General features: G+C 34.8%; 29 protein-coding genes and 3 pseudogenes. 21 read left to right on the forward strand and 11 right to left on the reverse strand.

Going from position 1 to position 26,786, the window contains the following annotated elements:
* Window positions 1-81 precede the first annotated feature (81 nt).
* From rpmH to RHAB15C_RS07350, 7 genes and pseudogenes are all read left to right on the forward strand, one after another.
* Entirely contained in the window at window positions 82-216 is a 135-nt protein-coding gene (gene rpmH, locus RHAB15C_RS05200; protein ID WP_194844881.1) for a 50S ribosomal protein L34, read from the forward strand.
* On the forward strand, window positions 158-589 hold the full coding sequence (gene rnpA / locus RHAB15C_RS05205; protein ID WP_194844796.1) for a ribonuclease P protein component: 432 nt from the start codon (window positions 158-160) through the stop codon (window positions 587-589). The genes rpmH and rnpA overlap by 59 nt, the downstream gene beginning before the upstream one ends.
* Entirely contained in the window at window positions 567-2,570 is a 2,004-nt protein-coding gene (locus RHAB15C_RS05210; protein ID WP_194844795.1) for an ATP-dependent helicase, read from the forward strand. The genes rnpA and RHAB15C_RS05210 overlap by 23 nt, the downstream gene beginning before the upstream one ends.
* A gap of 130 nt (window positions 2,571-2,700) precedes the next feature.
* Window positions 2,701-2,892 (forward strand): DUF1016 N-terminal domain-containing protein, encoded by a 192-nt coding sequence (locus RHAB15C_RS05215; protein ID WP_198424159.1) that lies wholly within the window; start codon window positions 2,701-2,703, stop codon window positions 2,890-2,892.
* Between the two features lie 63 nt (window positions 2,893-2,955).
* Window positions 2,956-3,126 (forward strand): annotated as a pseudogene (locus RHAB15C_RS07470) (DUF1016 N-terminal domain-containing protein); the annotation flags it as partial.
* A gap of 30 nt (window positions 3,127-3,156) precedes the next feature.
* Window positions 3,157-3,405, forward strand: a complete 249-nt coding sequence (locus RHAB15C_RS07345) for a PDDEXK nuclease domain-containing protein (protein WP_281422345.1) — start codon at window positions 3,157-3,159, stop codon at window positions 3,403-3,405.
* Complete coding sequence (locus RHAB15C_RS07350; protein ID WP_281422346.1) at window positions 3,362-3,688, forward strand: PDDEXK nuclease domain-containing protein; 327 nt, start codon at window positions 3,362-3,364, stop codon at window positions 3,686-3,688. Before RHAB15C_RS07345 ends, RHAB15C_RS07350 begins: the two co-directional genes overlap by 44 nt.
* 76 nt (window positions 3,689-3,764) lie before the next feature.
* On the opposite strand, the gene RHAB15C_RS07475 is transcribed toward RHAB15C_RS07350, so the two are convergent.
* From RHAB15C_RS07475 to RHAB15C_RS05245, 5 genes and pseudogenes are all read right to left on the reverse strand, one after another.
* Window positions 3,765-3,974 carry a transposase gene (locus RHAB15C_RS07475; RefSeq protein WP_350339541.1) on the reverse strand — a complete coding sequence of 70 codons (210 nt, stop codon included), beginning with the start codon at window positions 3,972-3,974 and terminating at the stop codon, window positions 3,765-3,767.
* Window positions 3,898-4,254, reverse strand: a pseudogene (locus RHAB15C_RS05235) (transposase family protein); the annotation flags it as partial. The gene RHAB15C_RS07475 and the pseudogene RHAB15C_RS05235, both read right to left, overlap by 77 nt.
* Window positions 4,239-4,370: a hypothetical protein gene (locus RHAB15C_RS07355; RefSeq protein ID WP_281422347.1), complete on the reverse strand. Its 132-nt coding sequence runs from the start codon at window positions 4,368-4,370 to the stop codon at window positions 4,239-4,241. The pseudogene RHAB15C_RS05235 and the gene RHAB15C_RS07355, both read right to left, overlap by 16 nt.
* A 75-nt stretch (window positions 4,371-4,445) precedes the next feature.
* Window positions 4,446-4,610: pseudogene (locus tag RHAB15C_RS05240) on the reverse strand (IS481 family transposase); the annotation flags it as partial.
* A 39-nt stretch (window positions 4,611-4,649) separates the two neighbouring features.
* Window positions 4,650-5,552, reverse strand: a complete 903-nt coding sequence (locus RHAB15C_RS05245; RefSeq protein WP_220716032.1) for a thioredoxin family protein — start codon at window positions 5,550-5,552, stop codon at window positions 4,650-4,652.
* Between the two features lie 84 nt (window positions 5,553-5,636).
* Here RHAB15C_RS05245 and RHAB15C_RS05250 point away from each other — a divergent pair, with 84 nt between their 5' ends.
* The 9 genes from RHAB15C_RS05250 to RHAB15C_RS05290 all read left to right on the forward strand — a co-directional run bounded on the left by RHAB15C_RS05250 (window position 5,637) and on the right by RHAB15C_RS05290 (window position 13,657).
* Window positions 5,637-6,110, forward strand: a complete 474-nt coding sequence (locus RHAB15C_RS05250; protein WP_194844792.1) for a hypothetical protein — start codon at window positions 5,637-5,639, stop codon at window positions 6,108-6,110.
* An 80-nt stretch (window positions 6,111-6,190) separates the two neighbouring features.
* Window positions 6,191-7,438 carry a polynucleotide adenylyltransferase PcnB gene (gene pcnB / locus RHAB15C_RS05255; RefSeq protein WP_246587540.1) on the forward strand — a complete coding sequence of 416 codons (1,248 nt, stop codon included), beginning with the start codon at window positions 6,191-6,193 and terminating at the stop codon, window positions 7,436-7,438.
* Window positions 7,410-8,162: an alpha/beta hydrolase gene (locus tag RHAB15C_RS05260; protein WP_194844791.1), complete on the forward strand. Its 753-nt coding sequence runs from the start codon at window positions 7,410-7,412 to the stop codon at window positions 8,160-8,162. Before pcnB ends, RHAB15C_RS05260 begins: the two co-directional genes overlap by 29 nt.
* A complete protein-coding gene (gene lpxB, locus RHAB15C_RS05265) occupies window positions 8,162-9,289 on the forward strand; it encodes a lipid-A-disaccharide synthase (RefSeq protein WP_194844790.1) in 1,128 nt (375 codons plus the stop codon). The genes RHAB15C_RS05260 and lpxB overlap by 1 nt, the downstream gene beginning before the upstream one ends.
* 54 nt (window positions 9,290-9,343) lie before the next feature.
* Complete coding sequence (locus tag RHAB15C_RS05270; RefSeq protein WP_194844789.1) at window positions 9,344-9,826, forward strand: hypothetical protein; 483 nt, start codon at window positions 9,344-9,346, stop codon at window positions 9,824-9,826.
* Between the two features lie 57 nt (window positions 9,827-9,883).
* Window positions 9,884-10,066, forward strand: a complete 183-nt coding sequence (gene rpmF / locus RHAB15C_RS05275) for a 50S ribosomal protein L32 (RefSeq protein ID WP_138106882.1) — start codon at window positions 9,884-9,886, stop codon at window positions 10,064-10,066.
* Window positions 10,050-11,072 (forward strand): phosphate acyltransferase PlsX, encoded by a 1,023-nt coding sequence (plsX, locus tag RHAB15C_RS05280; protein ID WP_194844788.1) that lies wholly within the window; start codon window positions 10,050-10,052, stop codon window positions 11,070-11,072. The genes rpmF and plsX overlap by 17 nt, the downstream gene beginning before the upstream one ends.
* A gap of 64 nt (window positions 11,073-11,136) precedes the next feature.
* A complete protein-coding gene (locus RHAB15C_RS05285; protein WP_194844787.1) occupies window positions 11,137-12,675 on the forward strand; it encodes an Rne/Rng family ribonuclease in 1,539 nt (512 codons plus the stop codon).
* A complete protein-coding gene (locus RHAB15C_RS05290; protein ID WP_194844786.1) occupies window positions 12,653-13,657 on the forward strand; it encodes a 1-acyl-sn-glycerol-3-phosphate acyltransferase in 1,005 nt (334 codons plus the stop codon). The genes RHAB15C_RS05285 and RHAB15C_RS05290 overlap by 23 nt, the downstream gene beginning before the upstream one ends.
* On the opposite strand, the gene RHAB15C_RS05295 is transcribed toward RHAB15C_RS05290, so the two are convergent.
* Window positions 13,654-14,781 carry a hypothetical protein gene (locus RHAB15C_RS05295; protein WP_194844785.1) on the reverse strand — a complete coding sequence of 376 codons (1,128 nt, stop codon included), beginning with the start codon at window positions 14,779-14,781 and terminating at the stop codon, window positions 13,654-13,656. The genes RHAB15C_RS05290 and RHAB15C_RS05295 overlap by 4 nt on opposite strands.
* Before the next feature lie 198 nt (window positions 14,782-14,979).
* Here RHAB15C_RS05295 and RHAB15C_RS05300 point away from each other — a divergent pair, with 198 nt between their 5' ends.
* The 3 genes from RHAB15C_RS05300 to RHAB15C_RS05310 all read left to right on the forward strand — a co-directional run bounded on the left by RHAB15C_RS05300 (window position 14,980) and on the right by RHAB15C_RS05310 (window position 19,945).
* Complete coding sequence (locus RHAB15C_RS05300; protein WP_194844784.1) at window positions 14,980-17,847, forward strand: insulinase family protein; 2,868 nt, start codon at window positions 14,980-14,982, stop codon at window positions 17,845-17,847.
* Between the two features lie 10 nt (window positions 17,848-17,857).
* Window positions 17,858-18,568 carry a TVP38/TMEM64 family protein gene (locus tag RHAB15C_RS05305; protein ID WP_194844783.1) on the forward strand — a complete coding sequence of 237 codons (711 nt, stop codon included), beginning with the start codon at window positions 17,858-17,860 and terminating at the stop codon, window positions 18,566-18,568.
* A 162-nt stretch (window positions 18,569-18,730) separates the two neighbouring features.
* Window positions 18,731-19,945, forward strand: a complete 1,215-nt coding sequence (locus RHAB15C_RS05310; protein WP_194844782.1) for an Lpg1974 family pore-forming outer membrane protein — start codon at window positions 18,731-18,733, stop codon at window positions 19,943-19,945.
* Here the strand turns inward: RHAB15C_RS05310 and RHAB15C_RS05315 are convergent.
* The 4 genes from RHAB15C_RS05315 to prfB form a co-directional block, all read right to left on the reverse strand.
* Window positions 19,942-20,658: a YebC/PmpR family DNA-binding transcriptional regulator gene (locus RHAB15C_RS05315; RefSeq protein WP_194844781.1), complete on the reverse strand. Its 717-nt coding sequence runs from the start codon at window positions 20,656-20,658 to the stop codon at window positions 19,942-19,944. The genes RHAB15C_RS05310 and RHAB15C_RS05315 overlap by 4 nt on opposite strands.
* Window positions 20,659-20,667: 9 nt before the next feature.
* Complete coding sequence (locus RHAB15C_RS05320) at window positions 20,668-21,180, reverse strand: GNAT family N-acetyltransferase (RefSeq protein ID WP_194844780.1); 513 nt, start codon at window positions 21,178-21,180, stop codon at window positions 20,668-20,670.
* On the reverse strand, window positions 21,177-21,677 hold the full coding sequence (locus RHAB15C_RS05325) for a GNAT family N-acetyltransferase (RefSeq protein WP_194844779.1): 501 nt from the start codon (window positions 21,675-21,677) through the stop codon (window positions 21,177-21,179). Before RHAB15C_RS05325 ends, RHAB15C_RS05320 begins: the two co-directional genes overlap by 4 nt.
* A gap of 3 nt (window positions 21,678-21,680) precedes the next feature.
* Window positions 21,681-22,770 (reverse strand): peptide chain release factor 2 gene (prfB, locus tag RHAB15C_RS05330; RefSeq protein ID WP_194844778.1). Its coding sequence is split into 2 segments (ribosomal slippage): window positions 21,681-22,700 and window positions 22,702-22,770, totalling 1,089 coding nucleotides; the frame shifts between segments, so codons are not numbered across the junction.
* A 197-nt stretch (window positions 22,771-22,967) separates the two neighbouring features.
* Here prfB and RHAB15C_RS05335 point away from each other — a divergent pair.
* Together RHAB15C_RS05335 and RHAB15C_RS05340 are read left to right on the forward strand one after the other, a co-directional pair.
* Window positions 22,968-23,612 carry a hypothetical protein gene (locus RHAB15C_RS05335; RefSeq protein WP_194844777.1) on the forward strand — a complete coding sequence of 215 codons (645 nt, stop codon included), beginning with the start codon at window positions 22,968-22,970 and terminating at the stop codon, window positions 23,610-23,612.
* Window positions 23,613-23,812: 200 nt separating this feature from the next.
* Window positions 23,813-24,235 carry a hypothetical protein gene (locus tag RHAB15C_RS05340; protein ID WP_194844776.1) on the forward strand — a complete coding sequence of 141 codons (423 nt, stop codon included), beginning with the start codon at window positions 23,813-23,815 and terminating at the stop codon, window positions 24,233-24,235.
* 76 nt (window positions 24,236-24,311) lie between these two features.
* On the opposite strand, the gene RHAB15C_RS05345 is transcribed toward RHAB15C_RS05340, so the two are convergent.
* Entirely contained in the window at window positions 24,312-26,390 is a 2,079-nt protein-coding gene (locus RHAB15C_RS05345; protein WP_194844775.1) for a UTP--glucose-1-phosphate uridylyltransferase, read from the reverse strand.
* Window positions 26,391-26,786: the final 396 nt, after the last annotated feature.

The raw sequence follows: 26,786 nt of genomic DNA on the forward strand, positions 1-26,786 counted from the left end.
TTCTGCTTGAGGAATTTGTACTCTCTTATGTATATTGTCATACAAGTTTTGAATCTTTTATGGCACAAGGAATTAAAAAAAATGAAACGCACATACCAACCTAGTAAAAAAAAAAGAAGAGCTGCATGCGGTTTTCGCAAAAGAATGAAAACCAAGGATGGCCGCAAGATTATTAACAGACGTCGAAAAGCCGGACGTAAGCGCCTTGCCCTGTAATAAGTCTTGGCGATTTCCTAAATCAGCACGGATTTTAAAAAGCTCCCATTTTAAACGTTTAACCAAAAACAATCGTCGCATTTTTGGAGAAATGATTTCTGTAGATTTTCAACGCTCAAAAGACCTTAATTCCAAACTAGGCATCACTGTCTCTAAAAAGTTTGGAAAAGCTCATGATCGTAACCGTTTTAAACGCGTTGTTAGAGAAGTTTTCCGTGAAATGCGCTCCCATCTACCCATTGGATTAGAAATAAACATCTCCCCTTGCTCTCGCTTAGAGTTTATATCCAAGCAAATCGTATTAATTGACTTAAAGCGCATTGTAGAAAAAATTGTACAAAGCGATAATAATGTCACCATTTCCTCATCTTAACTCAGATCAAAGACAAGCAGTTATTGCTACTGAAGGCAAAGTGCTGATCTTAGCTGGTGCCGGTAGTGGAAAGACAAGTGTATTGGCTTATCGCATTGCTTACCTGCTTCAATCTCTTAAAGTTGAGCCTGAAGCTATTTTAGGTTTAACCTTTACCAATAAAGCTGCTCAAGAAATGAGAGAAAGGGTTGCTCGCATTGTAGGTATAAAGCTTGCAAAAAAACTCACCTTAAGCACCTTTCACAGCTTTTGCATGCAGCTTTTACGTAAAGAAATTCACCATCTAGGATACACTAATAACTTTACCCTTTATACAGAAAAAGAGGTGCGTCGCGTTGCTCTGCAAGTAGCAAAAAACTTACTTGAACATGAAGGAGAACTTCCCTCTTTAGAAAAAGCCCTACAGAAAATTGCTCAGATCAAAAATAAAGGATTAAACCCAACTGATTTAGAAACCATAACTTGGCATGATCGATTTTGCCAGGATTTGTATACGCGCTTAGAATCATGCCTATGTGCGTACAATGCTGTTGATTTTGACTCGCTTTTATCTCTTTCTGTCGTTCTTTTTGAAAAATATAAAACGCAAATGCTACCTTATCAAAAAAGATATCGCTATATTATGATTGATGAATACCAGGATACTAATCCCATTCAATACCGATTAGCTGAATTGCTTTCTGCGTATCATCATAATTTATGCGTAGTGGGAGATGATGATCAATCGATTTATGGCTGGCGCGGCGCCGAAATTAAAAACATCTTAGGATTCGAATCAAAAACTACTATCAAATTAGAACAAAATTATCGCTCTACCCCTACTATCTTACAAGCTGCTAACGCTGTGATTTCTCATAATCAAAAACGTCATAATAAACAACTATGGAGCAATGCAAAGCAAGGAGAGCTAATCCATCTATTCCACGCTCCTACAGAACTAGAAGAAGCGCAATCTGTGATTCAGAGAATGATAAAACTCAAAAGAGATAAAAAAATTCCTTGGAAAGAGATAGCTATTCTTTATCGCTCTAACCTACTAGCAAGACCCTTTGAACTAGCCCTTATGCAAGCTGTGTGGCAAAATCAAGATAATTGGGTAAGAGGAATCCCTTACCAGGTATTTGGAGGAACAGAGTTCTATGAAAGAGCAGAAATTAAAGACCTCTTGGCTTACTTACGTCTGATTGTAAATACTCTTGATCAAGAAGCTCTTTTGCGCATTATCAATACTCCTCGAAGAGGAATTTCTGATCAAACGCTTAAAATACTTACCGAGTTCAACCGTAAGAGCGATATTTCCCTTTGGGATCTTTTAGAACAAATAACATCTCCTCTCTCTTCCGAATTAAAACAACATCTCTCTTATAAAGCACTTAAGGCCATTTGCTGTTTTACAAACTTAATTACAATCGCTAGAGATCAATTCTCTAAGCTATCTCTTTCTGAAGCCTTCACTTGGCTGATTGAAACCATAGATTACAAAAAAGCTATTGCAGATGAAGTCAAATCTGAAAAAATGCGCGATTTTAGATGGGAAAACGTCATGTACTGTGTAGATATGATAACCATCTATGAAGAAGAAAAACGCCTTAATGGACAACAAGAAGAAATTAACCTTGCTGACTTCTTATCCACAATGCTTCTCGATCAGAAACAAGAATTCACCCATACAAAAAAGACCGATGGAGATCATGTTAATCTCATCACATTTCATAGTGCTAAAGGCTTAGAATTCACTGCCTGTTTTCTTGTAGGAATAGAGGATCATATCATTCCTCATGAAAAAAGTTTACTTGAAACCGGTCTAGAAGAAGAAAGGAGATTAATGTATGTAGCCATGACTCGTGCTAAAGAATATCTTTGTTTAAGCATGGCGCGTCAGAGAAAAAAAATGGGAAAAGATCTTACTACTAATCCTTCTCGCTTTTTACTTGAAATCCCCAAGCAATTATTAAAAATCAGCTCTTGGCAAACTATTTAAGGCCTTTAAAAATAGTTAACTTCAGAATCCCTGTGCGCTACTATTAATATTTAAATTCTCTTAAAAATATTGATTTTCTTTTAAATAAATGAAAAAATCTTTCCTCCATTTTCTAGCCAGGTTATGAGATATGACTAAGAAACAAAGATTCTTAACAAAAACTTTGCATTCATTCCTAATTCCATCAGATTATTCTGAATTCTTCCAAGAATTACAATCTAGAATACAAACAGCTCAAATAAAAGCTTCTGCTTTAGTTAATCTTGAATTAACTACTCTTTATTGGGATATTGGTCAAAAACTTTCGAAAAAAACCGATTAAGAAGGCTGGGGATCTAAAACAATAGAGCGTCTTGCTATTGATTTAGCAAAGATTTTTCCTGGCATAGCAGGCTTTTCAAAAAGAAACTTAGAATTAATGTGTCAATTTTTTGAAAGCTGTCCCCAGGGAATTTGCGAAACAGCTGTTTCGTAAATTCCCTGGGGACATAATATCGTTCTTTTTCAACGCCTTAGCATTTATGAAGAACGTCTTTGGTATGCTCAACAAACAATAAAAAACGGCTGGTCTCGAAATGTATTGGTTATGTGGATTGAATCTAAATTACATGAACGTAAAGGAAAATCCGTTAATAATTTTGCCTTAACATTGCCAGAACCTCATTCAGATCTGGCTATTGAAGCCCATGAGAAAGAGATTGAGCAAGGTTTAATTGACCATCTTCAAAAATTCCTATTAGAATTAGGGAAAGGCTTTGCTTTTGTAGCAAGGCAATACCATCTTGAGGTTGGTGCGCGAAGATTCATACATCGATCTTTTATTTTACCATTTTAAACTTAAGTGTTTCATTGTGATTGAGCTTAAAGCAGGTCCATTCAAACCAACAAATGCAGGTCAGATAAATTTTTATTTAACTTCTGTAGATCGTTTGCTCAAACAACCAGAAGACAATCCTTCCATTGGCATCATATTATGTAAGGAAAAAAACAAGATTACAGTTGAATATGCTTTAAATAATCTTAGAAATCCTATAGGAGTTTCTAGCTTTACAACTAGGTTTATGGAGCAATTACCTAAAGAGCTTAAGGGGAAACTATCAACAATTGAAGAAATATAGTGATTTGAATTTAAAATTTCCATTAACTACACACTTGTAAAAAAGATTGATCAATAGCTTCTGCAAGGTTTGAATATCAGGTTAAGGCTTCTTTTACTCTTTTCTTAAAATGTGCCCAAAACTTTTCGATAGGATTCAAATCAGGAGAATAGGGAGGCAAAAATAATACTTCGCATCTAGCTCTTTTAATAGACCTCTTTCGAAACCCATTAACGTAGCTCCAGATTATAAACGCCGGCAATGAGATTAAACCGAAGACCAAACCTTTTCTGCCTATTTCTATCACGATCAGCTAAAATTTTAAATCGCTTAAGCAGACTAATAGCATTTTCATTAATTACGCGTTCTTTGGAAAGGAAAGGGTTTTTCCTACTTCTTCTCTTAGGCATTTGGCTTTTGGCATGAAGCTTTTTAAGTCCTCTATACCCTCCATCCGTGATAAGATTTATTTCGGAATGAAATTTGGTTTTAGATTCCTTAAATATCCTAAAATCATGTCTTCTACCTTTGGAAAAAAAGGTACAAATAATCTTTTTTGTGCCCTTGCTCATTACAATCGGACTTTTTTCTCTTTGTGACTTATCTCCAAAATCAATCTCATTTGATCAAATGTGCTACGTTTTACTCCAGTTAATCGTCGGAATTTCTCGTTGTCTAAATCTTTTGCTTTTTCAAATTTCATTATGCCCTTATGTACTTTAAGGACATTATTTTATACAAGGGTTTTTTTATTTTCTAGTTTAGAAAGAGGTCTATTGCTTAGGATGGTGGAATGAATCTTTTTAGGTCCCATAGGAGCATCGTGCTGAAACCCTCTCTTCCTCCATTTAAGAACAGTTTTGGCTATGCTCTTTTGACTATTTTGTATTTTCCTACGTATCGCCTTAGTTGTTTTGGCACACCCATGTAATATTTGTCTCATAATGTTTCCTTTGATGCTAAATGTTCATAGTATACACCATCATACTTTGGGACTAAACAACTGATAAATCTCTTGTAATTGTGGCTTAAATGAAACAGGCGCATGCTCATAGGCTAATAATAAATACTCTCTAGCTTTTTCTAATCGATTTTTCTTCCATAGAAATTGTCCTAGTAATAACTCTATCTCCCAACGATATTGAGGCTCTATGAAAGCTGATGTGTGTAGGTATTCGAGTAAAGGTTCTATGGTTTTATCAAAGGATTTACCTTTACGGTTTCGATCGTGAAATTCTATAGAGGCAAGGTAGGCTCTTGCACCTAATTGATACATTTTATCTTTTCGTAATATCTTTTTTTTAAATTCTAGAACATATGGATGATGAGACCCTTTTTCTTGTAAAAGCTGAGCATATTTTTCTAATTGAAAAAAACACCCTTTTTCTTTTTTTACTCCTTGTTCCAAAATTTTTTCTTTAAAATAAGAAGCAGATAAGCGAGAAGCCTTTTGATAAATTATTTGCCATTTCTCTTCATTAAAATCGGTATCTATAACGGAACATATCATTGAAAAATCATTTATTAGAGAGATTACAAGCTCTTTTAAAAATTTATGATCGAGTGGTATAAAGTTCAATCTTGCAAATTCTTTTCCTTTAGGATCTAATAATAAAATTAAAGGACATTTCTGCACCTGATACTTATCGCGTATTTCTTTTTTTTGTTTCAAAAATACTTGCCATAGAACCATTTCTTGCGAAAACTCTTTAATAAATTCAGGTTTTTGAAGAAGCTCTGTTTTTAGTTGGTCTGACCAACAGCAGCCTTCTTCAACCAGAAAAACAGCAAGAATAGGTAGGTTACGTTCAGAGGAAAGAGCTAAAGCTTTATTTTCTTCAAACACCCAATCTGCAAAGACTAAGCTAGTAAAAGCAAAAAACAAATATCCCATCTGAAACATAATTACAAAAAAAACAAAATAAATTACTATTAAATCTAAAAGTGACCACTGGTTTTTCTATAAGAAATGTCTGTATTTCCTACTACTATTATTTTGCGACATCGTAAAGAAAATTTAAAAAAATGTAGCTTACGCGGTATAGAAACAAGAGAAGATTGCAAGTTTTTTATATACCCTAATCAGAGCTTGCCTGATTTGTCCTCCTATGTGTTACTCACTCTAGATGCACCTTGCCTTTCCTTGAAAGATGTCCATTATGGCTTGTTTTTAATAGATGCAACCTGGAGATACGCGCAAACCATTTTTAAAAATCTACCACAACCCCATCGTTTTATCTCACGTAGCCTTCCTTCTCATTTCCAAACCGCTTATCCACGCAAACAAGACGATTGCTTAGATCCTCAAAGAGGACTAGCGTCTATTGAAGCCTTATTTTTAGCTTATTGTATATTAGGAAGAGATCCCAAAGGGATCCTTGATTTCTATCATTGGAAAAATTTGTTTATAGAAAAAAATCAAGTGTATGGCCTAAGTATTTAACAACCAAGGCAATCTTGACTTTTTAAACCGCTTTGAATTAAAGTGTTTTTCAATGCAAATTTATTTATTTTAGGGCTTTAGTGTCTCAACGCATTTATTCTTTTGAAGAACATCAGCTCTGCATGAAAAAAGTTGACTCCGATGCGCTGTATGTTATGCAAAAACTTCGCACTGCAGGTTACATAGCCTATCTAGTCGGAGGAAGTGTTCGAGATCTGTTACTACATAAAAATCCCAAAGACTTTGATATTTGTACATCTGCACAACCAGAAGAAATAAAAAAAATATTCAGAAATTGTATTTTAGTGGGAAGGCGTTTCCGTCTTGCTCATATTCGATTTGGGAAAAAAATATTAGAAGTTTCCACCTTTCGCTCTGGAGATAATGAGCTCGATGAATTGATTGTACGTGATAATAAATGGGGAACGGCAAAAGAAGATGCTCTAAGACGTGATTTTACCATTAATGCACTGTTTTATGATTCAGACTCTCAGTCGATTATTGATTATATTGGAGGTTTTGAAGATATAAAAAAGCAAACTCTGCGCACTATTGGACAACCTTTTATTCGTTTTCGTCAAGATCCTGTTCGCATGCTAAGAATGCTTAAATTTCAAGCAAGATTTGGTTTTACCATTGATGATCCCTCGCACATTGCTCTGCTTGAATGTCGCCAGGAAATTATGAAGAGCTCTCCTGCACGTATATTAGAAGAATTGCTGCGTATGTTGGAATCTAAAGCTTCGGAGCCTTTTTTTCGTCTTCTTGCAGAACATGGGTTTATGCATTTATTAATGCCTTCACTAGGAGATTTTTTAGACTCTAAAGATGCAGAAGAGGTTTTCTCTTTTCTAAAAGAAATCGATCATTATTTCATGAAATCTGATCATATAAACCTATCACGTGCTGTTTTATTAGCTGCTTTGGTATTCCCTATTCTGGAAAAAAAGATCTATACACGTTATATGAATCGAGATATCATCTTGCATTTAGGACAAATAAGCGAAGAAGTGCATGAGTTACTTGATGAAATGTTTCGCCCTTTTATCAATCTTTCTCGTAGATTACGTACAAGTTTGCAGTCGATTTTGGTTTCGCAATATCGCATTACTCCTTTTGATTCTAAAAAACCACGCCGTATTCGCATTCCTCAAGATCCAGATTTCATGCAAGCTATGCAATTTTTTGAAATTCGTTGTACATTGGAACCAGCTCTTAAAGTTGTATGGGAACAATGGAATCATGCTCTTACAAACCCTGTATCTAATAAACGACGACGTAAAAAGAAAATAAAAACAGATGAAGCCTCTTCTTCCTCAGCAACTTAATCTAGCTTCTGATATTCAGCTAGAGTATTTAGGACCACCCGTTGACTTAGGTCCTCTTCCTGCTGTATTTTATTTTGCTCTATCCGCTAAAGATTCTCTGACTTTAGATCCCTTTAATCAACCAGTTGCGTATCTTTCTCAGTTTCCTTTAAGGATTTTTTCGATGACTCTGCCCTATCATGAAGAAGGAAAGCCTGCTACAAAAGGACTTATAGAATGGGCAACAGCTATGCAAAAAGGTGAAGATCTATTAGGAAGTTATCTGAAAAAGATCCAAAACGCGATCACTCTTCTGCTAAACCAAAAACTCATTCTACCAAATAAAATTGCAACAATGGGACTATCTAGAGGAGCTTTAATTGCTGCACATGTAGCAGCAAAAAACCCTGAAATTCCCTATTGGTTGGGATTTGCTCCTTTAACTAAACTCTCTTTTCTTCCAGGTTTTTCAGATTTGGTCAGCTGGGACCTTGTACATATAGTTGATTTGCTATCTGATAAAAAAACTCGCTGTTACATTGGAAATAGAGATGTTAGAGTAGGAACACGCAATTGTTTTGATTTGATAGAAACCCTTACTGAAACAGCTTACCAGAAAAGATGCCTTTCTCCTCCCATCGAATTGAGGATTTTACCTTCGATTGGACATCATGGTCACGGCACAGCAAAAGAAACATTCCATCATGGAGCAAAATGGATAGCTAAACAGCTTAAGGTCTTTTAATGCCTTGTGATCTTTTTATGTTTTGTGGAGAACCAAGCGGTGATTTACATGCAGAATCTCTTTTAGCTGAGCTTAAAGTAAAAAAGCCCACCCTTAGCATATTTGGCGTTACTGGACCGCGCATGCGATATCAAGGAGTAAATTCTGTTCTTGCTATGGAAGAATTGCAGGTTATGGGGTTTATTGATGTATTTTGCGCATTTCCTAAACTGGTACGCATGTTTTACAAAGTAGTAAACGCTATTTTATCACTACAACCAAAAATAGTATTTACCATTGATTACCCAGGTTTTAGCTTAAGATTACATCGATACTTAAAAAAAAGAGGTTTTAAAGGACAAATTGTGCATTTTATCTGTCCTTCGGTATGGGCATGGGGGAAGCATCGAATCGCTTTTATGGAAAAGCATTTAGATCATCTATTCACTATCTTGCCCTTTGAATCGCAAATTTTCCGAAAGCTCCCTACACAATATGTTGGTCATCCCCTTAATTTTCGCATTCAGTCTTATAACTATCAAAACCTTGATTTGCCAAAAGATAAGCAAATCATTGCGCTGTTCCCTGGGAGTAGATCTAAAGAGATCGAGCGTAATTTACCTCTTTACCTTGACACTTGCAGGCACCTGTGCATAAATAAACCTAATTTGCATATTGCTCTTTCTGTAGCACAACCTAAATTTCATTCTCAAATTCTCTTCATTCTGCAAAAAAAAAACTGGAATCATCCGATTACTTTTGTTCCCTCTACTCATAGCTATGAACTCATGCAAAAAACCCATCTTGCAATTGCTAAATCAGGAACGATAACCCTTGAATTAGCCCTTCACTTTGTTCCTACAGTGGTTACCTATGGATTATCCAAACTCGATCTAATTGTAGCAAGAGATCTATTACGCATCCGACTACCATTTTATTGTTTAGTAAACATCATTGCAAATCAAGAGATCTTTCCCGAGCTCATTGGGCCTTATTTTACTAGTACATCTCTTTTATCTCGTATGTATCACTTACTTGAAAATCACCCAAGCTATCGAGAAAAATGTAAGCATATAGTAACTTTACTTGGCACAGCAAATACAGCAAAAGAAGTAAGCAAACAGATTTGTCTCATGCTCAGTAATTAAAATCTTATTTTATCTAGAAAAAAATATAGATTTTTATTAGACTTGATCTAATTTATGAAAGAATTACATATTTACATCGATCGTCTAAAAACGGGGCAAATAGATAAGATTTCTGAAAGCATTTCATCTGATTTTTTAGAAATTGATGAACAGGATCTTGTTTTTGATAAGATTTTTAAAATAGAAGCTGAAGCCTATTTAGCAAATGATCATTTAATTATACAGTTTACATTAAATATTAGCGCTTTTATCCCCTGTTCTATTTGCAATAAAATGACAGAAAATTTTTTAAAATTGGACAATACTTGTTTTTCCATAGCATTATCTGAGATCAAAGGTGCTATTTTTGACTTTACCGATGAAATACGCTCTACAATCCTCAATCTAGTTCCTTCTTTTTCTGAGTGTAATCAAGGCAATTGCCCAGATAGATCTATAATAAAAAAATATTTAAATTCCCCTGTAAAAGATGGATCTAGCAAAACAAAAAACGTCTACTTTCCTTTTGCAGAAGACAATTTTTTCATTGAACTTTAAATAAAGTCTTAAGTTAGTTATAAATAATCTAAATGATTTTTTAAGGAGTATTCAATTATGGCTGTCCCTCGTAATCGCACCTCTAATGCTCGAAAGAATTCCCGGCGTGCTCATCATGCTAAAAAACCAAAAAATGTAAATAGCTGCACAAATTGTGCTCAAAGTTGCTTGTCTCACCGTATTTGCTCTCATTGTGGATTTTATGCAGGACGTTTGGTAGTTAGTGAGAGGAAAGATTAAGTTACCCCTATCTATTGGCATTGATTTAATGGGAAGCGATGCTCCTGCAAGAGAATTGCTTGAAACTATTCTCTTGCACTATGACTCATTTGACGACTCCATTTATTTGACTCTGTTTGGCACTTCGGAAGTGTTTGAAGGTCTTTCTTCCCCTTCTATTTGTATTTCTTTCTTTCCTGTACAAGAAGCCATTTACATGCATGAGTTGCCACTAATTGCTATTAAACGCAAGCCTCATTCTTCTTTATGTGTAGGAATTCGCATGTTAAAAGAAGGCCATTTGCATGCCTTTATTTCAGCGGGGAATACAGGCGCTTTAATGAGCTGTGCAAAGATACATCTATCCTCACTATCTGGCTTAAAAAGGCCTGCTTTACTAACCCTATTCCCTGGGCATCAATCAGAGATTGCTTTGCTCGATGTAGGGGCTAGTATTTCTTATAAAGCAGCCCATCTTGTGCATTTTGCAGCCATGGGAATCGCTTACCAGAAAAGTCGAGGTATTTCTTGTCCTAAATTGGCGCTTTTAAATATCGGTTCAGAAGCAAAAAAAGGCACCCCGGAACTAAGGGATGCTTATCAAACGCTAGAGCACTTATCTGATAAAAATGATTTTACCTTCATAGGAAATGTAGAAGCTAGAAATGTATTTCAAACAAAATTAGATGTTTTAATCACCGATGGATTTACGGGTAATATATTTTTAAAAACCTCTGAGGGGATTGCTTTTAATATTCTAAAAATGATCGGTGATATTGATAAAGAAAATCACTCTTTATCATTGCAAAGAGCTCTTCATGAATTACGTCAAAAACTCGATTATTCTAAATATCCAGGAGCTCTTCTTGCAGGAATTGACAAAATTATCGTTAAATGTCATGGGGAAGGCTCTTCTTCGAGTATCCTAAGCAGTATTAATAGTGCTTGTCAGTTAATTAAATATAATTTTATTGATAAGGTTAAAGAACAGTTGCAATCATTGCTTTTTTCTGGAAAAAGAACATAAAATCTTATAGGATTACTTCTTTTAAGTCATATACTCACTAAAATCTGTTCGCTTAAAGGACCCGATGCAAGAAATTTTATTAAATATTGAATCAAAAGAGATTCGCTATGCTGTGCTTAAACACGGAACTCTTTATGATTTGATTGTAGAAAGAAAAAAAAATCGACAAATAGCCGGTAATATTTATCGCGGCCGTGTAACAAATATCTTACACAATATCCAATCTGCTTTCATTGATATTAATGAAGGAGAAAATGGGTTTATTCATATTTCTGATATTTTGGAAAACACGCAGAAATTTCAAGAAATATTTGATATGGATTTTGAATGGAATCATCAGATCTCCTCAAAACAGACAAAGCAACGCAAAGAGACCGATATTTCTAAGCTCTTAAAGCCAGAGCAATCTGTACTTGTACAGGTAGTAAAAGAACCAATAGGTACTAAAGGAGCGCGATTAACTTCTAATATCTCTATTCCAGGTAGGTATCTTGTTTTGTTACCTAATACTCCTCATAGAGGAGTGTCGCGTAAGATAGAAGATCCTGCTTCAAGAGATCGTTTAAAAAAGCTCATTCGTGCTTTTGAAATGCCTCAAGACATGGGGCTTATTTGCCGAACAGCAAGCATGAATGCTTCTGCTGAAATGCTTATTAATGAAGCAAGTGAACTGCTTAAAACATGGCAATACATTATTGATCAATTCCATAAAGCCAATAAACCTACATGTCTGTATGAAGAATCCGATCTCATTAAGCGCGCTATTTTAAGTGCAATTGATAAGAAGTTTGAGCGTTTGCTGGTCGATGATCACTCTGTTTACCAAAGATGTAAACGCATGTATACAAAATATGCATCAGAGCACCCTTTAAAAATTGAGTTGTACAGAGACAAAGTGCCTATGTTTGAAAGATTTGGTGCAGAAAGAGAAATTGAAAGAGCTCTGCGGCGTAAAATTTGGCTCCCAAGCGGTGGTTATTTGTTCTTTGATCGAACAGAGGCGATGTATACAATTGATGTAAATTCAGGACGTTCTCAAAGCTCAGCATCTGATGTAGAAGAAGCACTGGTACACATTAATATGGAAGCTGCAGAAGAAATTGCTCGCCAACTTCGTTTGCGTAATATTGGAGGCTTGATTATTTGTGATTTCATCGATATGCGTTCCCGCAAAAATCAACGCCGCGTTTTAGAACGCTTAAAAGAGGCAATGAAAGATGATTCTGCTAAATGCACAATTTCAGGTATGAGCGAATTTGGTTTGGTTGAAATGACTAGACAGCGTAGCCGAGAATCTCTTACTCAAACTATGTTTGTAGGCTGTCCTTACTGTCACGGAAGTGGAATGATAAAAAATCATGAAAGCATCTCTATTGAAATTAAACGATCTCTTAAAAAACTAATTTGTCAACAACAGCATTTTGGCCTAAAATTAGTTACTCATCCAGAACTAGAAGCTTATTTGAATCAGTACGACAAAAAAAATCTGATAAAATTAGCAGAAAGCTGGCATGCTCAACTCTATTTTGATAGTAATGACAACTTACATCTAAATGAATTTCAATTTTATTCAACAATCAATGGAAAAAAACTCGAAATCTAAATTCTTTTTAGAGAATCTGCAGCTCGCTATTGACCAAAATCTTATTCCTAAGAAATCTGCTGTTATTTTGCACGAATTTTATACAGGATATAAATCAGCAGCTCTACAGACGAGTGAAAAAACAGAACAAATTTTTCTTACCTTTCTAGATCTTGTTATTCTACAATGCGCTTCTCCTTTTTCTTTTCCTCATTACCACCAAAAATTGCGTAAAGATTTTGATTATCATAAATTTGCTCTTGATTTTGTAAGGCCTCTTATTGATACATCCTCTTCTTCTTTAAAAGGAGAACTTTACTTAGAGGAAATAGATTCTCACTTAAAGAATAAAGACAATGTTGTTCTCTTTGCCAATCATCAATCAGAGGGAGATCCTCAAATGATTAGCATTTTATTAGAGAAAAAATTTCCAAAAATTGCAGAAAAACTCATTTTTGTTGCTGGTGATCGTGTCATCAGCGATCCCTTAGCAGTTCCTCTAAGCTTGGGTTGTAATTTACTGTGTATCCATTCAAAGCGCTATATTGATAGTCCTCCAGAACTAAAAATGAAAAAGCAACTACACAATAAAAAAACTATGGATACCATGAGCTGCCTCTTAAAAAAAGGAGGAAATATCATCTATGTAGCCCCTAGTGGTGGTCGAGATAGAAGCAATAACAAAGGAATTATTGAAGTAGCAGACTTTGACCCTCCTAGCATTGAAATGTTTTATCTCATAGCTAAACGCTCTTTACGTCCTACACATTTTTATCCTTTAGCTTTAAAAACCTATGCTATCCTACCTCCTCCTAAAACCATCCAAGTAGAATTAGGAGAATCGCGAACAGTGGGCTATGGACCAATTCAAATAGCGTTTGGTTCCGAAATTGACATGGAAAACTACTCATTGAAAAAATCATCCGATAAACATGCACGTCGCAAAGAACGTGCAGAATTCATTTATAATTTAGTGCGTAAGATGTACAAGGACTTCTTCTAAGGTTTAGATAGATCAGTAAATGCTTTCCTCTGAAATTGCATATCTATTGCCATTACAAGATCATCTTCTCGAACCGGATTTTCTTCTGAAGAAAATTGAGGAATAATTTCCAAACAAAATGGAATCAGTTTCTCTCCACGATTTTTGAACCTATCCGGTAAATCCTGTTTAGCATGAGAAACACTAACCCCTTGAACTCCAAGCATTCCAAAGTTGGTCATTTCACCTTTTGAAAGGCCTCTAGAGATTAAATGGCTTGAGCATTCAGCAATGCAACTATCACTAACAATTCTACTAGATAACCCAGAACCATCGCAAGCAACTCTACCATCACCTAGCCACCATGATTGTGTATAAGTTGGTGGCTTAGTAATAAGGATCCCTACCACTGTAACCTTTGTAGTTATAAAATGAGCAGATACTCCAGCTCCTTCTTCTATCCCTTTCAAATTAGCTTGAGATAGAGCAACTCCACAAAAAGCCTTTTTATTTTTAAGTAAAATATCACATGTTTTTTCTTTGAATCCTTTTGCTATCTGAGAGCCAGAAGAATCCCACGCTATATAGGCAACCTGCCCTTCTAATTCTATTTGGGGAAAGAAATTTCCTTTATTTTCATAATTTAAAGGAATAGGAGAGGAAGCAGCAAATCTTGGTATTTTTGTATCTTTGTTAAAAAATGAAAAAGAAGTTAATTGTGGAAAGCTCTCTCTAAGAAGATCTAGAATAGTCATACATTTCTCTGACTTTTGCAATTCACCTGGGAGCGGTTCTGATAAATCAATAGTATCTTTTATGTCTTTCATAAAAAGAATGGGCAAATCTCTGTTCACTTCTGGTGCTTTAACACAAAGTTCTAGTTCTTGGTCATCTACTTTAAATCTGATCTGCTTATTTAAAGATGATAACCTTTGTAAATCCTGAAAGTTTTTTTTAACTACTGATGAACTTTGAGAACGTGCAGTTCCAGAGATAGTAGCATTAGCTATGTTACGAGTAAGCGCTGCCATTTCATCTGCTGGCATTTGATTTATAGAATTATATGAATTTATCGGAATATTCATGACTGAAGAAGATCTTTGATGTCTTGGAACAGGATTATTTAAGTTATTCTCTAAAGGCATAACAGACTCCTTTTGAATCTTAGATTTTAATACAGCAGATCAATGATAGTAAATTATTTAAATTAATGGCAACCTTATTACAAAGATAAAAATTTAAAAAAAGTTAAGTAAAAATACGCTTTTCTGACGTTTTCTCGACAAAAAAAAGGTTTTAAATCAGAATGCAAATCATAACATTTTTAAGATAAGAGTTTGATTATGAAATATTTTTTTCCTTTCATTTGCCTGGTTGCTCCTTTATGTGCAGTAGATCAATCTATTCTTTCCTATACGACTATTCAGGATCAATACACAGTCCCCATTCTTACTCCATCTCTTGCTAAAAGAAAAACCGAAAAACTCATTCTAGAAAATGGTTTGAAAATTCTTCTTATTTCCGATACAGAGACCCCTCAATCCAGCGCAGGTATTTGTGTAGGAGCTGGATCTTGGAATGATGATTACCCAGGAATAGCTCATTTTTTGGAACATATGTTATTTATGGGGACAAAAGCTTATCCAGATGAGTCTGAATACATGCAATTTATTAAAGATCATGGAGGTAAGGTAAACGCCTATACAGCCCCAGATCGAACGGTTTATATGTTTTCCATTCATAATGATGCTTATCCCCAAGCAATTGATCGTTTCTCTCATTTTTTCATTGATCCTTTATTCTCTACAAGTTGTAGACAAAGAGAACTTAATGCTGTTGATAACGAACACGCTAAGAATATAGAACACGATGGATGGCGTCAGTATATGATCTTAAAAGAGACAGGAAACCCAAATCATCCAAATTGCAAATTTTCTACGGGAAATAAAGACACTCTTTGTGAAATTTCTCAATCTGATTTAAAAAATTGGTACGCAAATCATTACAATGCAAATTGTATGCATTTAGTCATGATCTCTCCTCTACCTATTGCTGAAATGAGAGATTTAGTGGTTACAAAATTTTCGCCTATTACTAATACCTCCTTTCAGAAAAAAACCTCTCAAAGTTCTTTGTTGTCCGAACAGCAAAAAGGAAGCATGATTTTTATTAAACCGGTTAAAGACTTAAAAACTCTTTCTTTATGCTGGGAGATTCCAAGTGTATTTGCTTCTAATATAGAAGAAAAAGTCCCAGAATTTATTGCCTATATTCTCAATAAAGAGGTAAAAGGAAGCTTATTTGCTAAATTAAAGAAGGAAAATATTGCGGAAAACTTCCATGTTAGCTGTGATCGTTTCAGTAAAGATAACCTGCTTTTTTGTGTTGATGTTTCTTTAACCGATTTCGGCCTTTTACAAATCGATAGCGCTATATCATATATATTTGCAGCGCTTGAACGCTTGAAGATAGAAAAATTACCTGACTATCTATTTCAAGAATTTAAAACCATGGCAATTATAGATTACCAATACCAATCCAGAGAAGATGCTTTTGAAATGGCCTCAGAAATAGCTTCTGATATGCTTTATGAGGATCTTAGCTCCTACCCAATTAAAACGAAAATTCCGAGCGTTTTTTCTCCTCAAAGAATTCATAGCTTTTTAAATACACTAAACTCTTCTGAGTGCGTCTACTTCGTTATTGCAGATCCGAGCAAAGTAGGAGTAATCCCCGATCGAAAAGAAAAGTGGATGGAAGCAGAATACACAGTGATTCCAATCGATCAAAAGAAACTACAAGCCTGGCAGAAACCTGAAGTTTATCCTGAAATTAACCTACCAGGACAAAACCCTTATTTACCTACTCAATTAACTCTGCAAAGTACATCTTTGCAAGAAATTCCGATTTTGATTCACCAAGATGAAGGCTCTGAGGTATACTTTTTGTCAGATAACTATTATCGCACTCCAGAAACCGTATTTACCTTTCAGCTCAAGTCACCTCTTTTAGATCAAACTCCAAAGGCTCAAGTGCTAGCTGATTTATGGTCTTATGCCCTCCAGGATCTGCTTGCTGATGATTTATCCTTTGCTAAAGATGCTGGAATTCAAATAGAGTTAAAACTAAAACCTTTAGAAGCTATTCTCTACATTCAAGGGCTTAGCGAAAAAATGTCTTTACTTACTAAGAAAGTGTTTCAAGCCTTTAAACAAGTGACTTGTTCACAAGAAAAATTTCAAACTTATGTTAGCTCCCTAGCTGCTAGTTATGAGAACGCTTCTAAAGAGCTTCCTCTATGTCAAGCTGCAGAACAAATGCGCGAGATTGTTTTTGATCAACCTACTAGTCAGCAAAAGCTGCTAGCTCTACAAAAAACTTGTCTAAAAGATGTGTGTGATTTCTCAGAGAAATTTAGTCAATGCCTTTATATGCAAGCTCTTTTATACGGAAATCTCAATCAAGAGCTAGCAATACAGCTTTCTAAAGAGCTACAAACAATTTTAGCAGCAAAGCCCTATTCTCTTCAGAGCCAAGCTAAAGCTAAAGTTCTTCTTCTGTCCGATCTACACGGACCTTACAAGCTCGTTTTTGAAACAAATCGACAAGGAGCAGCTGCTTTGTTGCTTTTACAAGAAGGACCATTTAGTTTTGAGTCATGGGCTACTCAACAAATCTTAGGCCAAGCCTTAAAAAGCGCTTTTTATGAGACATTGCGCACTAAACAACAAACAGCCTACATAGCTAAAACCTGGGACGATGAAAAAGAAAAGCAGCTCTTACAGTATTTTGCAGTACAATCTAGCACACATACTCCTGCTGATTTATTAGCGCGTTTTGAATTATTTTTAGAAGATTTTGACAGAAATCTACCTATGGAAATTCCCTTAGAACGTTTTGAAAAGATCCGTACTAGCTTAATTACCTCTCTTGCTATGAGATCAGAAAACATGTTTATTAAAGCAATAGAAACCGCTAAATTAGCTTTTTATTATCAAGACTTTGAATGGATAAATAAGCAAATGGATAGCCTAAAAACTCTATCCTATAGTAATTTTTGCACAGCTGCTCAAAGGTTGATCTCTCGAAAGAATACACGTAGATTGGCTATTTTAGTAGAAGGCATTATGACAGATGATAAAAACTTCCGCTATGAACTTACCTCTAAAGAAGATGTGCAAGCTCTAGGTCAACTTACATCTGTTAATTAAAGGTCTTTTAGTGACTAGAAAATGGCTACCTTTTTTACCTATTTTAATCATTTTGTTCTTTGTCTTGTACTTTTTCTTGACAGGAAAATACAAGGCATTGGATTTCAATCTCATCAAATCTCAGCATGTCATTTGGGAGCAATATGTACAAGACTACCCTATTCTATCTGGGTTTTGTTTCATCTTAATTCATACAATCTCGGTAATACTGATTATTCCAGCTTCTACCTTATTAACACTGATTGCTGGATTCTTATTCCCCTTGCCATTAGCAATTGCCTATACTTGCTTTTCTGAAACGTTAGGAGCTGTCATATTTTTTTTTATTATGCGTACTGCGTTTTTTCAATTTCTTTCCCATAGAAAAAAAGCCTATTTCATTCATTTAAGAGAGTCTTTTTATCGCTATGAAATCAGTTATCTGCTTTTTTTGCGCTTTAGCCATATCCTACCTTTTTGGCTAATTAACTTACTTTCTGCTGTTTTTCGAGTAAATACCTATACCTTTATTTGGACAACTTGTGTAGGGGTCTTGCCCCTAATCATTGTTCTTGCACAGGCAGGAGGAGGCCTTTCTACTTTTTTTAGAAATGAAACCGATTTCTCTTTTGCGGCCATTTTTAATACACAAATTAAATTAAGCTTACTTGTTTTAGCGCTTCTTGCTCTTTTACCTATTTTATTAAAAAAATGTTTTCCTCATAAAAAAGCTTTAAAGTAATTAAATTCTATCGACTATATTCAATAAAATTCTAAAAATAAGTTATTTAAACTATTAAGTAATAAAATACAAAAAAAATAAATTCATAATTTTAATAAAAGTATTTACAAAATAATTTATTTATCTTACTTGTAAAATTAAGTTTAAACATTTGAGAGAATTATGAAACACCATACTAATTCAATATTCGGTTTAGGATTAAGCATAGTTGCTTTAGTCTATCTTTTAGGATGCAAAACACATGAATCTAGCTTTTCTGTCTCAGATTTATTAAAGAAATGGGATAGTAAAGGTCTATCTCTATTTAATAAAAAATCTCCTCAAGATGTTTTTCTCTGTTCAGAACCAAATAGTTTTAGAAAAAAATCTTTTTATAAAGAACCTGTGTATACCGATTTTTGTAAACCTGATTGTTGTGATGAAAAAAGAGTAAAAAGCTTCGACCCTTGCATAGATGTTACTCCCTCCGCTAGAGGTTGTATAGAAACAACTGGACCTTATTTAGAAACAGCTTACTTATATTGGCGTAGTTCTATTGAAGACTTAAGTGTCACTTCCAATATACAACAAATATCTACTAATCAAACTAAAGAGACGATTAAGCAAATTGATTATAAATACGAAAGTGGCTTTAAACTAGGGCTAGGCTATAACCTATCTTATGACTATTGGGACATCTTTGCTAATTGGACTCGCTTACATACTCAACCTCATTCCTCTTGGAGTTCTACAAGTCAAACCTTAAATGCTTCTTTATTAGCTCCTTTTGAAGGTTCTGGTATATTAGGATCTAATTCTGCAAGTTCGCGTTGGAACCTACATTTCGATACTGTTGATTTAGAATTAGGCAGACGTCTGTTTCTTGGACGTAATCTAGCAATCCGCCCTTATGCAGGATTAAAAGGAGCTTGGGTAACATCTAGATTGAACACTTCTTATACGGGAATCAATAGTCTAGTTTTTAACTCAGCTGACGTGTCTTTAAAGGATAGAAACCAGGGGATAGGGCTTAGATTCGGAATGCAAGGTAGATGGGATTTAGGATGTTCTAATTTTGCTATCCTAGCCAATATTGCCGGAGCAGTTCTTTGGAATAATATCAAAGTCCAAAATAATACCACTGAAAATCGTTTAGATGGTACTCTTGGTGGTGGCAGTAAACACGCCCATTATCGTACCTTAAAGCCTCTAGTAGAATGCTTTATAGGATTAGACTGGGGTTCCTGTTTCTGCAAAAAATACTATTTAGGGGTTTCAGCTGGCTATGAAATGCAGTTCTGGTGGGATTATAACACATTTTTTGTTGCTCCTAGAAACACCACTATGTATGATTTAAAGCTTCATGGTTTAACCGCTACTATCACAATTGACTTCTAGGATAACTTCATATTGTGATAGACGGCGTCTACATCATCTATTGCTTCTAGATATTCGATCAAATCAAGATTTAATTTTTGACTTTCCGAATCGCATTCGATATATGTTTTAGGAACCATTTGAAGCTGTGCTTCTTCACAGATAAATCCTTGGCTTTCCAAACCCTCTTTTACTTGAAATAATTGATCAGAGGCTGTTGTAATGATGCAAAAGCCTTCTTCTAGATCGAAATCTTCCGCTCCTGCTTCTGTCACAAGGTTAAAAAGCTCTTCTTCACTGGCATTTTTTTTACCCTGAATAATTCCTTTACGCTCAAAATTAAAAGCCACAGAACCGAGGTTTGCAATACTGCCTCCTTTCTTATTAGTGGCAATTCTCATTTCAGAAGCACTTCGATTTTTATTATCGGTCATAACTTCTACAATAATGCCTACACCCGCATATCCATATAACTCATAAGATATTTCACTATAATCTGCTTGAGCAGCACTTGTAGCTTTTTTAATATTGCGCTCAATATTCTCATTAGGCAAGTTTGCATTGCGTGCTTTTTGCAGAACCATTCGCAGTTTGGTGTTTGCTTTAGGATCAGCCCCACCTTGTTTTACAGCGCTAATGATCTCTTTGGTTAAACGAGAAAAAAGCTTTCCTTTAATAGCGTCTGCCTTTCCCTTACGATGTTTTATATTTGCCCACTTGCTATGCCCTGCCATAATTCTCCTCTAGATCAATCTTTTTTGCATAAAAACTTTAGCAAGGTATGTATTTTTTTCCTTAATAAATTTTTCTTGGCGCCCAAATTCTACAAACCCCAGCTTTGCATACATTTTGCAGGCAGGATTACCTTCATAGACCTCTAGATGCAAAATATCAATTTTAAATTTCTCTTCCGCTAGCTTCATTAATTTTTCCATTAACAAGTGCCCTATACCATATCCCCTTTTATCTTTCTGTATAATAATAGAAAAAAGGCAGGTATGCTTTAGTTTTTCATAAGCTTGTATATAAAGCGTTGCCATTCCACAAGGCATGTTATTATGCTCTACTGTTATCCCTGAGCCAAAGCGGGAGTACCCAATCCAAATCCTAATAGCATCAGCTACTTCTGGTTGCGTAAGCATCGGGAACCAGTGTAAGACCTCAGGGTCAGAAAGCCATTTGGTTAAATAGGGAGCGTCCGATAGATCCGTTAAACGAAAGTTCAGATTAGAAAAGGTTTTTCTTTTCCTGTTCATATCAATGAGATTCCAAATAAAATGCGTGCATAGTATCGGTTGTTTTCTTTGACGTAGTCTTTTTGTTCAGCAAATTGGTAAAAATCGTATTTATGAAGTAGATGAATCAAAGGATTCCCTTCCATTACTTCTGTATAAATCTCTTCTAATTTAAAATACACTTTTGCCAAATGTATGACGTTTTTTAATAAACTATTACCTAATCCTTTATTTTGATGAATAGGATCTACGATAATTTTAAATAAACAATGATGAGAAACTTTTTGATAGGGCATTAAAAATAAAGTAGCTATTCCACAAGGTGTCCCATTAAGTGTAGCGGTAAGACTTGCGCTATAACGACAAAATCCTAACCAACACTGCAGTGTGTTATGTACTTCTTGTTCATTACTAACAGGAAGAAAATGTTGCAATTTAGGGTTCATAAGCCAACTACGCAAATAAGTCTCATCTGTAATATGAGTATATCTAATATCTAATTCTTCTGTTTCTGCCATCGATTAACCAAATTCTTGAAGATATGCATTAATAAAGCCATCTATCTCTCCATCGAGCACAGCTTGCACATTGCCCACTTCATACTTTGTTCGAGTATCCTTTACTAGAGTATAAGGCTGAAATATGTAATTACGGATTTGGCTTCCAAAACCAATTTCTTTTTTTTCTCCTGAAATCTGTTCTAGTTTTGCTTTTCTTTCCAAATATTCTTTTTCATATAATTTAGCTTTAAGCATCTTCAAACAGGTTTCTTTGTTTTGTACTTGACTTCTCTCTTTTTGACAACTCACTGTAATCCCTGCATATCGCATACGCACAGCTGAATCGGTTTTATTTACATGCTGTCCCCCTGCTCCTGAAGCACGATAAGTCTCTATTTGTAATTGATCTTCCCTGATTTCTATTTCCATTTTCTCATCAATTTCAGGAGTAATATCAACAGAAGCAAAACTGGTATGACGACGTGCATTACTATCAAAAGGAGAAATGCGTACTAATCGATGAACACCACGTTCTGCTTTGGCATAGCCATAAGCAAATGACCCAATTAGCCGAATAGTAATGCTTTTTAACCCAGCAACATCACCGTCTACAAAATCAAAAATTTCTGTTTTCCATCCTCTTTTATTCGCCCAGCGTTGATACATGCGAGAGAGCATGCTTACCCAGTCGCAAGATTCTGTGCCTCCTGCTCCAGCGTTGATTGTTAAAAAACAATTTTTTTTATCTAACTCTCCAGATAACATCTTACGAATTTCCAAATCAGATAGTTGCTTATCAACTTCTTTGAGTTCTTGTTCTAGCTCGTAAAAAAAATCTGGTTCGCCTTCTGGATCCACTTCATTGATCAGCTCATATACATTTTTAAAACGCTGTTTTACTTGCCAAGCAGGAGTCGTCCAAGCTTTTAAATCATTAATTTCAGAAATAATCTTTTGCGCTAGATTCTGATCATCCCAAAAACCAGGACTCTCCATTTTTTTTTCTAGAAGAGCTATTTTTTTTTTCTTTTCTTCTAGGTCAAAGATACCTCCACATATGTGCCAAACGATTTTGAATTTCTTTAATCATATTTTGTATAGATTCTTGCATAAACTAACCCAAGTTTAAATTTGATCCTTAAAGATGCCATAATAATATAATTCGATCCCAGTGCATTTTTCAAAGAATTGGCTCACTTACATTTTTTCAAATTTAAAAATTTACAAAAATAGTAAAAATATTTATAAAGCTTGTATTAAAAAATTAATTTTTATTCCTTTCAGAAAAAAAAGAATTTCAGGAGATTTATGTCAATACAACCAGTTAATAATCCCCCTATAAAAATCTATACAAAACCTATTATCCTTTCTAAAATACAATGGCTGGGCAGGCAAATTTCTACATTTAGAAAAACGTTATATTCTCAATTAACTAAAATTACCTATCTTTTTTATCAAACAATCAAAACCCATCCTAAAAAAACTCTAGCTATTTTTGCTGGGATAACGGTTACCCTTTTTACCTACTATAAAGGAAAAATGCTAGTAACTTTCCTAAAATCACTTAATAAAGAGTCCAAAGAAAAAACGCTTCAACGAACAATAAAGACTCTTTCTGAGCAGTTTTCTAAAGAATCAAAGAAATTAGAACAACAACTTCTTGTTCTAGAAAAAAGTGTTCAAGATATTCATATAGCTCAAAAAATCATAAATGATTCTATAAACAATAAACAGCTTCAAATTATAACCCAATACAAAGAAATTAAAGAGGATTTTAAAAAATTAATCGAATGTAAATCCCATGTAAGTGCTCTACCAGAAGAAAAAATTACCCTGTTAAAAACAAATATTAAGAGTCTGCCAGCTCTTAACCAAAGAATTGCACAATTGATAACAGAAACCAATAAGTACAAAACTCATCTTTCTCATGTTTCCAATCCATTTGAGCCTTAATTTTTATACAAGAGAAGTGTCGATAAAAACTGCTCTTTTGTAAACAAACAGGATTTTTTTTCTATGTGTATGGTAATAAGACATCGAATTTAAGATAGATTTATATTCTTAAGATGTCTTATAACTATTTTATGAATTGCAAGAAAAAAATATAAACTAATTATTTTAATTATGCTCATTAAATATTAAGGAGATCAAAGATGAATATACGAGGTTTTTTTAACTCTGCCTATGCTACTACTGCAAACGCAGCATCCAGTGTTTATGTCTTTGGTAAAGACATAGTTGGAAAGGGTTGTTCCTTGTGCTACTCTCTAACAGATAAGGTGAAGCTGGTTGCAGGAAGATTTATTCCTACTACGATTTCTAATACAGTACAAGCATACCCAAAGAGTTTTGCTTGTGCTAGTGGCATTGTTATTGGTGGAGCTGTTGTACGTGTTGCTTCTAGATTCTTTTCTAAAGAAGCCGAAGCTAGAACAGAAAATCGCGAAATAATAACAGATCTAAATAGCGTGAAAAGTTCCTGTATCCAAACAGATGGGGATAGCATTGAAGTGCAGCAATTAAAAGATCACCTCCTCCGTAGACTAGATGAATTAGCAAATAAGTACCAAGACTAAAAACCCTTTAGAAACAGATAAATAACAAGTTTTTCAAGAAGGCTAGAGATCTAACGTCTTCTAGTCTTCTTTTATCTTATAAGCTTTCACTAAGAGCAGCTGTTTCCTGCAGAGCAATTGTGTCTTCTTCTATCTTATAATCCCATATGCCTTCAGAAGGGATAAGAGGTTTTTTCTGAAAGACCACCTGGTCTTTTTCTTGAAAAGCTTGCAGGCAAATCCCGTCTTCCACTTCAATATGCATCTCTTCTGCGAATTCGACATTTTCGGCAATAAAATAAGAATTCCCTTTTAGAGTAATTGTGCACTTTTGATGGTAAGAGATTTGGTTTTTCCAGTAGATATTAGAAAAAGCACGATTAATCCCTTGGTTTTTTATTCGGACGTTACTTAAGCGACATCTACCGAGTTGTTGGGAATAGACTAAGCGATCTTCTAGGTAGTGTCCTATTACGTGTTCAGCAATAATATGGAGGACTCCATCTAAATAAAGATTTTCTAATTGCACTTCTGCTATTTCCAAGCGTAGCTCACTTCCCCAAGTCATGTGGCCAGATTGGATTTTTTGAGCAATAATCGTGTATAGAGGCCCCAAGGCAGGATGGTATTGAAACAGAGTAGAAGGACCTTTAGTTATATATTCTTGATGAGAGGAGAATACAGGTAGTGAAAAATCGCATCGATTTTTTAACAAATCGTACCCATTATATAAGATATCATAAAAACAACCTTCTGGTGTTTCTAATAAAGAAGGTGTTTTTGTAGATTTTTTTTTCACTGTGGAAATGGTTTTATGTCTTAGGTTGTAACTTAAAAAAGAGTCTAACTCTTCTATTTGAGTAGCTGAGAAGCACTCAGCGATGTTTTGCATCATTGACTCTAGTCTGGCAATTTCGCATTCTTCGAGATGCCCTTCCTTATTGATAAAACAAGTTTTTTTCTGATTAACGAGCATTCCGGGAATAGGACATTTCTTAGTGACTTCTTCAATCGCTTTTACATCAGCAAATAAAATATTTGTATTGGAAAAAAAACGCGAATAAGAACTTCCTTCTTTCAAAGGAGAATCTTTCATTTGATATTTTTCAAGGTCACAGTATTCAATGTTTGTTAGGAAATATTGTTTTTTTTCATTTACGCAAAGCATATTAATCCCTTCTGCAGCCTCTAATAAACGTAAGCAAGAAGCAAAGCCAAATTGTTTATTTTTCTGATAACCAATCCCACAAAACGCAAGTAATCCATAATCCACAGAGGCTATTGGATTATTAATCTGTCGAATTAAAATCTTAGTATATCCTTGAGAGGCAAGCCAAGCAAAGATTTTTTGCTCAATGGCTGTTTTCCACAGCATTCCATGGCCACCCGGCTTTCTTAGAATGCGGCTATTTTGCGTTTGCAGCCATTTTCCCTGGGTATTTAATGTAGGTACAAGGGGTTGTTGAAAAAAACGAAAAAAAGCCTTAGAACGCCCAAACCACTTATTTTGTTCACAGATGGATAAAATGTGAAAATGATTGTTTTTTTCTTCAGAGGTCATCATAGCAATAGGTGTTGTAAGCTGTTTACCAAATAGTTTAAAATAGAGATACTCTTTTGCTTGAAGATCGCGAATTAATCCTTCTAATAAGCTTCTACCGCAAAGTTCAAGTTTTGCAGCAGGAAGAGAAGAATGCGTTGCTGTGTCCATTAATTGCAGTCTATCAGCAGCTCCCCCTACAGGATAAATCTCAGCTAAATAAGGAAGTGCATAAAGACCTTCTAAGATATATTTACAAGTTGAAGAATCCTCTAATGCTATACTAATCCCTTCAGGTTGCTCATAGCTCTTATGTGCATGAGATAAAGTACGGTTTGCAAATAAAGATAACATCGTGGCGTGATAACCTACTATTCCTCCAATGGATTGATAAAAAGATTCAACAGGATAGAGATCTTTTAAAAGATTTTGTATATGCTCTTTATCAAATGGGTAAAAAAGATGGTCCTGATTAATCACGAGAATGGATTTCAAGATCAGCTGATCTTTTACACTTAGCGGCAAATGAATTGCTTTTGGAAGAGGTTTTTCTAATAAATTTAAACGTTCTTGATCGCTTTTACAAGAGCTAAGTTTATTTGCTAGAGCAAAAAAAATCTCTTGATCTGCTATCATTGCTATACAAAATTAACTATAAATTAAGGAATAAGGCCAATTTGCCACGATCTAGTTCTAAATTGCAAGCGATCTTTTAAGGATAAAAATGATTTTATAGAGAAATTTTTCAACTCATTTATCCACAATTAGTTGAAAAAAAAGAAACGAGAATCTTATCCTTGTGAAGTTTTTACAAAACGATTTTTTTTGACTATAAATTCCCTCTAGAGATACAACATGTCCTTCGAGGGGAGAATAGAAAATCCTCGAATTAGCTATCCAAAGTTCTCGTTCTTTGGTTTTTCCATAAGGGGTTTATAGAAAAATCGTGAAACGTTGTGGTTTTCGTAAGGTTATTAGGATAGGAAATTAAACGCAGTTTTTCTTAAAAAAAGCAACTACGGGTAATTAGTC

Source organism: Candidatus Rhabdochlamydia porcellionis (assembly GCF_015356815.2).
GTDB classification, from domain to species: domain Bacteria; phylum Chlamydiota; class Chlamydiia; order Chlamydiales; family Rhabdochlamydiaceae; genus Rhabdochlamydia; species Rhabdochlamydia porcellionis.

Excerpts from the sequence above, each read along its gene's own strand:
- rpmH (WP_194844881.1), top strand. The coding sequence starts at position 82 with ATGAAACGCACATACCAACCTAGTAAAAAAAAAAGAAGAGCTGCATGC.
- rnpA (WP_194844796.1), top strand. The coding sequence starts at position 158 with ATGGCCGCAAGATTATTAACAGACGTCGAAAAGCCGGACGTAAGCGCC.
- RHAB15C_RS05210 (WP_194844795.1), top strand. The coding sequence starts at position 567 with ATGTCACCATTTCCTCATCTTAACTCAGATCAAAGACAAGCAGTTATT.
- RHAB15C_RS05215 (WP_198424159.1), top strand. The coding sequence starts at position 2,701 with ATGACTAAGAAACAAAGATTCTTAACAAAAACTTTGCATTCATTCCTA.
- RHAB15C_RS07345 (WP_281422345.1), top strand. The coding sequence starts at position 3,157 with ATGTGGATTGAATCTAAATTACATGAACGTAAAGGAAAATCCGTTAAT.
- RHAB15C_RS07355 (WP_281422347.1), bottom strand. The coding sequence starts at position 4,370 with ATGAAATTTGAAAAAGCAAAAGATTTAGACAACGAGAAATTCCGACGA.
- RHAB15C_RS05250 (WP_194844792.1), top strand. The coding sequence starts at position 5,637 with ATGTCTGTATTTCCTACTACTATTATTTTGCGACATCGTAAAGAAAAT.
- RHAB15C_RS05260 (WP_194844791.1), top strand. The coding sequence starts at position 7,410 with ATGAAGCCTCTTCTTCCTCAGCAACTTAATCTAGCTTCTGATATTCAG.
- lpxB (WP_194844790.1), top strand. The coding sequence starts at position 8,162 with ATGCCTTGTGATCTTTTTATGTTTTGTGGAGAACCAAGCGGTGATTTA.
- RHAB15C_RS05270 (WP_194844789.1), top strand. The coding sequence starts at position 9,344 with ATGAAAGAATTACATATTTACATCGATCGTCTAAAAACGGGGCAAATA.
- rpmF (WP_138106882.1), top strand. The coding sequence starts at position 9,884 with ATGGCTGTCCCTCGTAATCGCACCTCTAATGCTCGAAAGAATTCCCGG.
- RHAB15C_RS05285 (WP_194844787.1), top strand. The coding sequence starts at position 11,137 with ATGCAAGAAATTTTATTAAATATTGAATCAAAAGAGATTCGCTATGCT.
- RHAB15C_RS05290 (WP_194844786.1), top strand. The coding sequence starts at position 12,653 with ATGGAAAAAAACTCGAAATCTAAATTCTTTTTAGAGAATCTGCAGCTC.
- RHAB15C_RS05295 (WP_194844785.1), bottom strand. The coding sequence starts at position 14,781 with ATGCCTTTAGAGAATAACTTAAATAATCCTGTTCCAAGACATCAAAGA.
- RHAB15C_RS05300 (WP_194844784.1), top strand. The coding sequence starts at position 14,980 with ATGAAATATTTTTTTCCTTTCATTTGCCTGGTTGCTCCTTTATGTGCA.
- RHAB15C_RS05310 (WP_194844782.1), top strand. The coding sequence starts at position 18,731 with ATGAAACACCATACTAATTCAATATTCGGTTTAGGATTAAGCATAGTT.
- RHAB15C_RS05315 (WP_194844781.1), bottom strand. The coding sequence starts at position 20,658 with ATGGCAGGGCATAGCAAGTGGGCAAATATAAAACATCGTAAGGGAAAG.
- RHAB15C_RS05320 (WP_194844780.1), bottom strand. The coding sequence starts at position 21,180 with ATGAACAGGAAAAGAAAAACCTTTTCTAATCTGAACTTTCGTTTAACG.
- RHAB15C_RS05325 (WP_194844779.1), bottom strand. The coding sequence starts at position 21,677 with ATGGCAGAAACAGAAGAATTAGATATTAGATATACTCATATTACAGAT.
- RHAB15C_RS05335 (WP_194844777.1), top strand. The coding sequence starts at position 22,968 with ATGTCAATACAACCAGTTAATAATCCCCCTATAAAAATCTATACAAAA.
- RHAB15C_RS05340 (WP_194844776.1), top strand. The coding sequence starts at position 23,813 with ATGAATATACGAGGTTTTTTTAACTCTGCCTATGCTACTACTGCAAAC.
- RHAB15C_RS05345 (WP_194844775.1), bottom strand. The coding sequence starts at position 26,390 with ATGATAGCAGATCAAGAGATTTTTTTTGCTCTAGCAAATAAACTTAGC.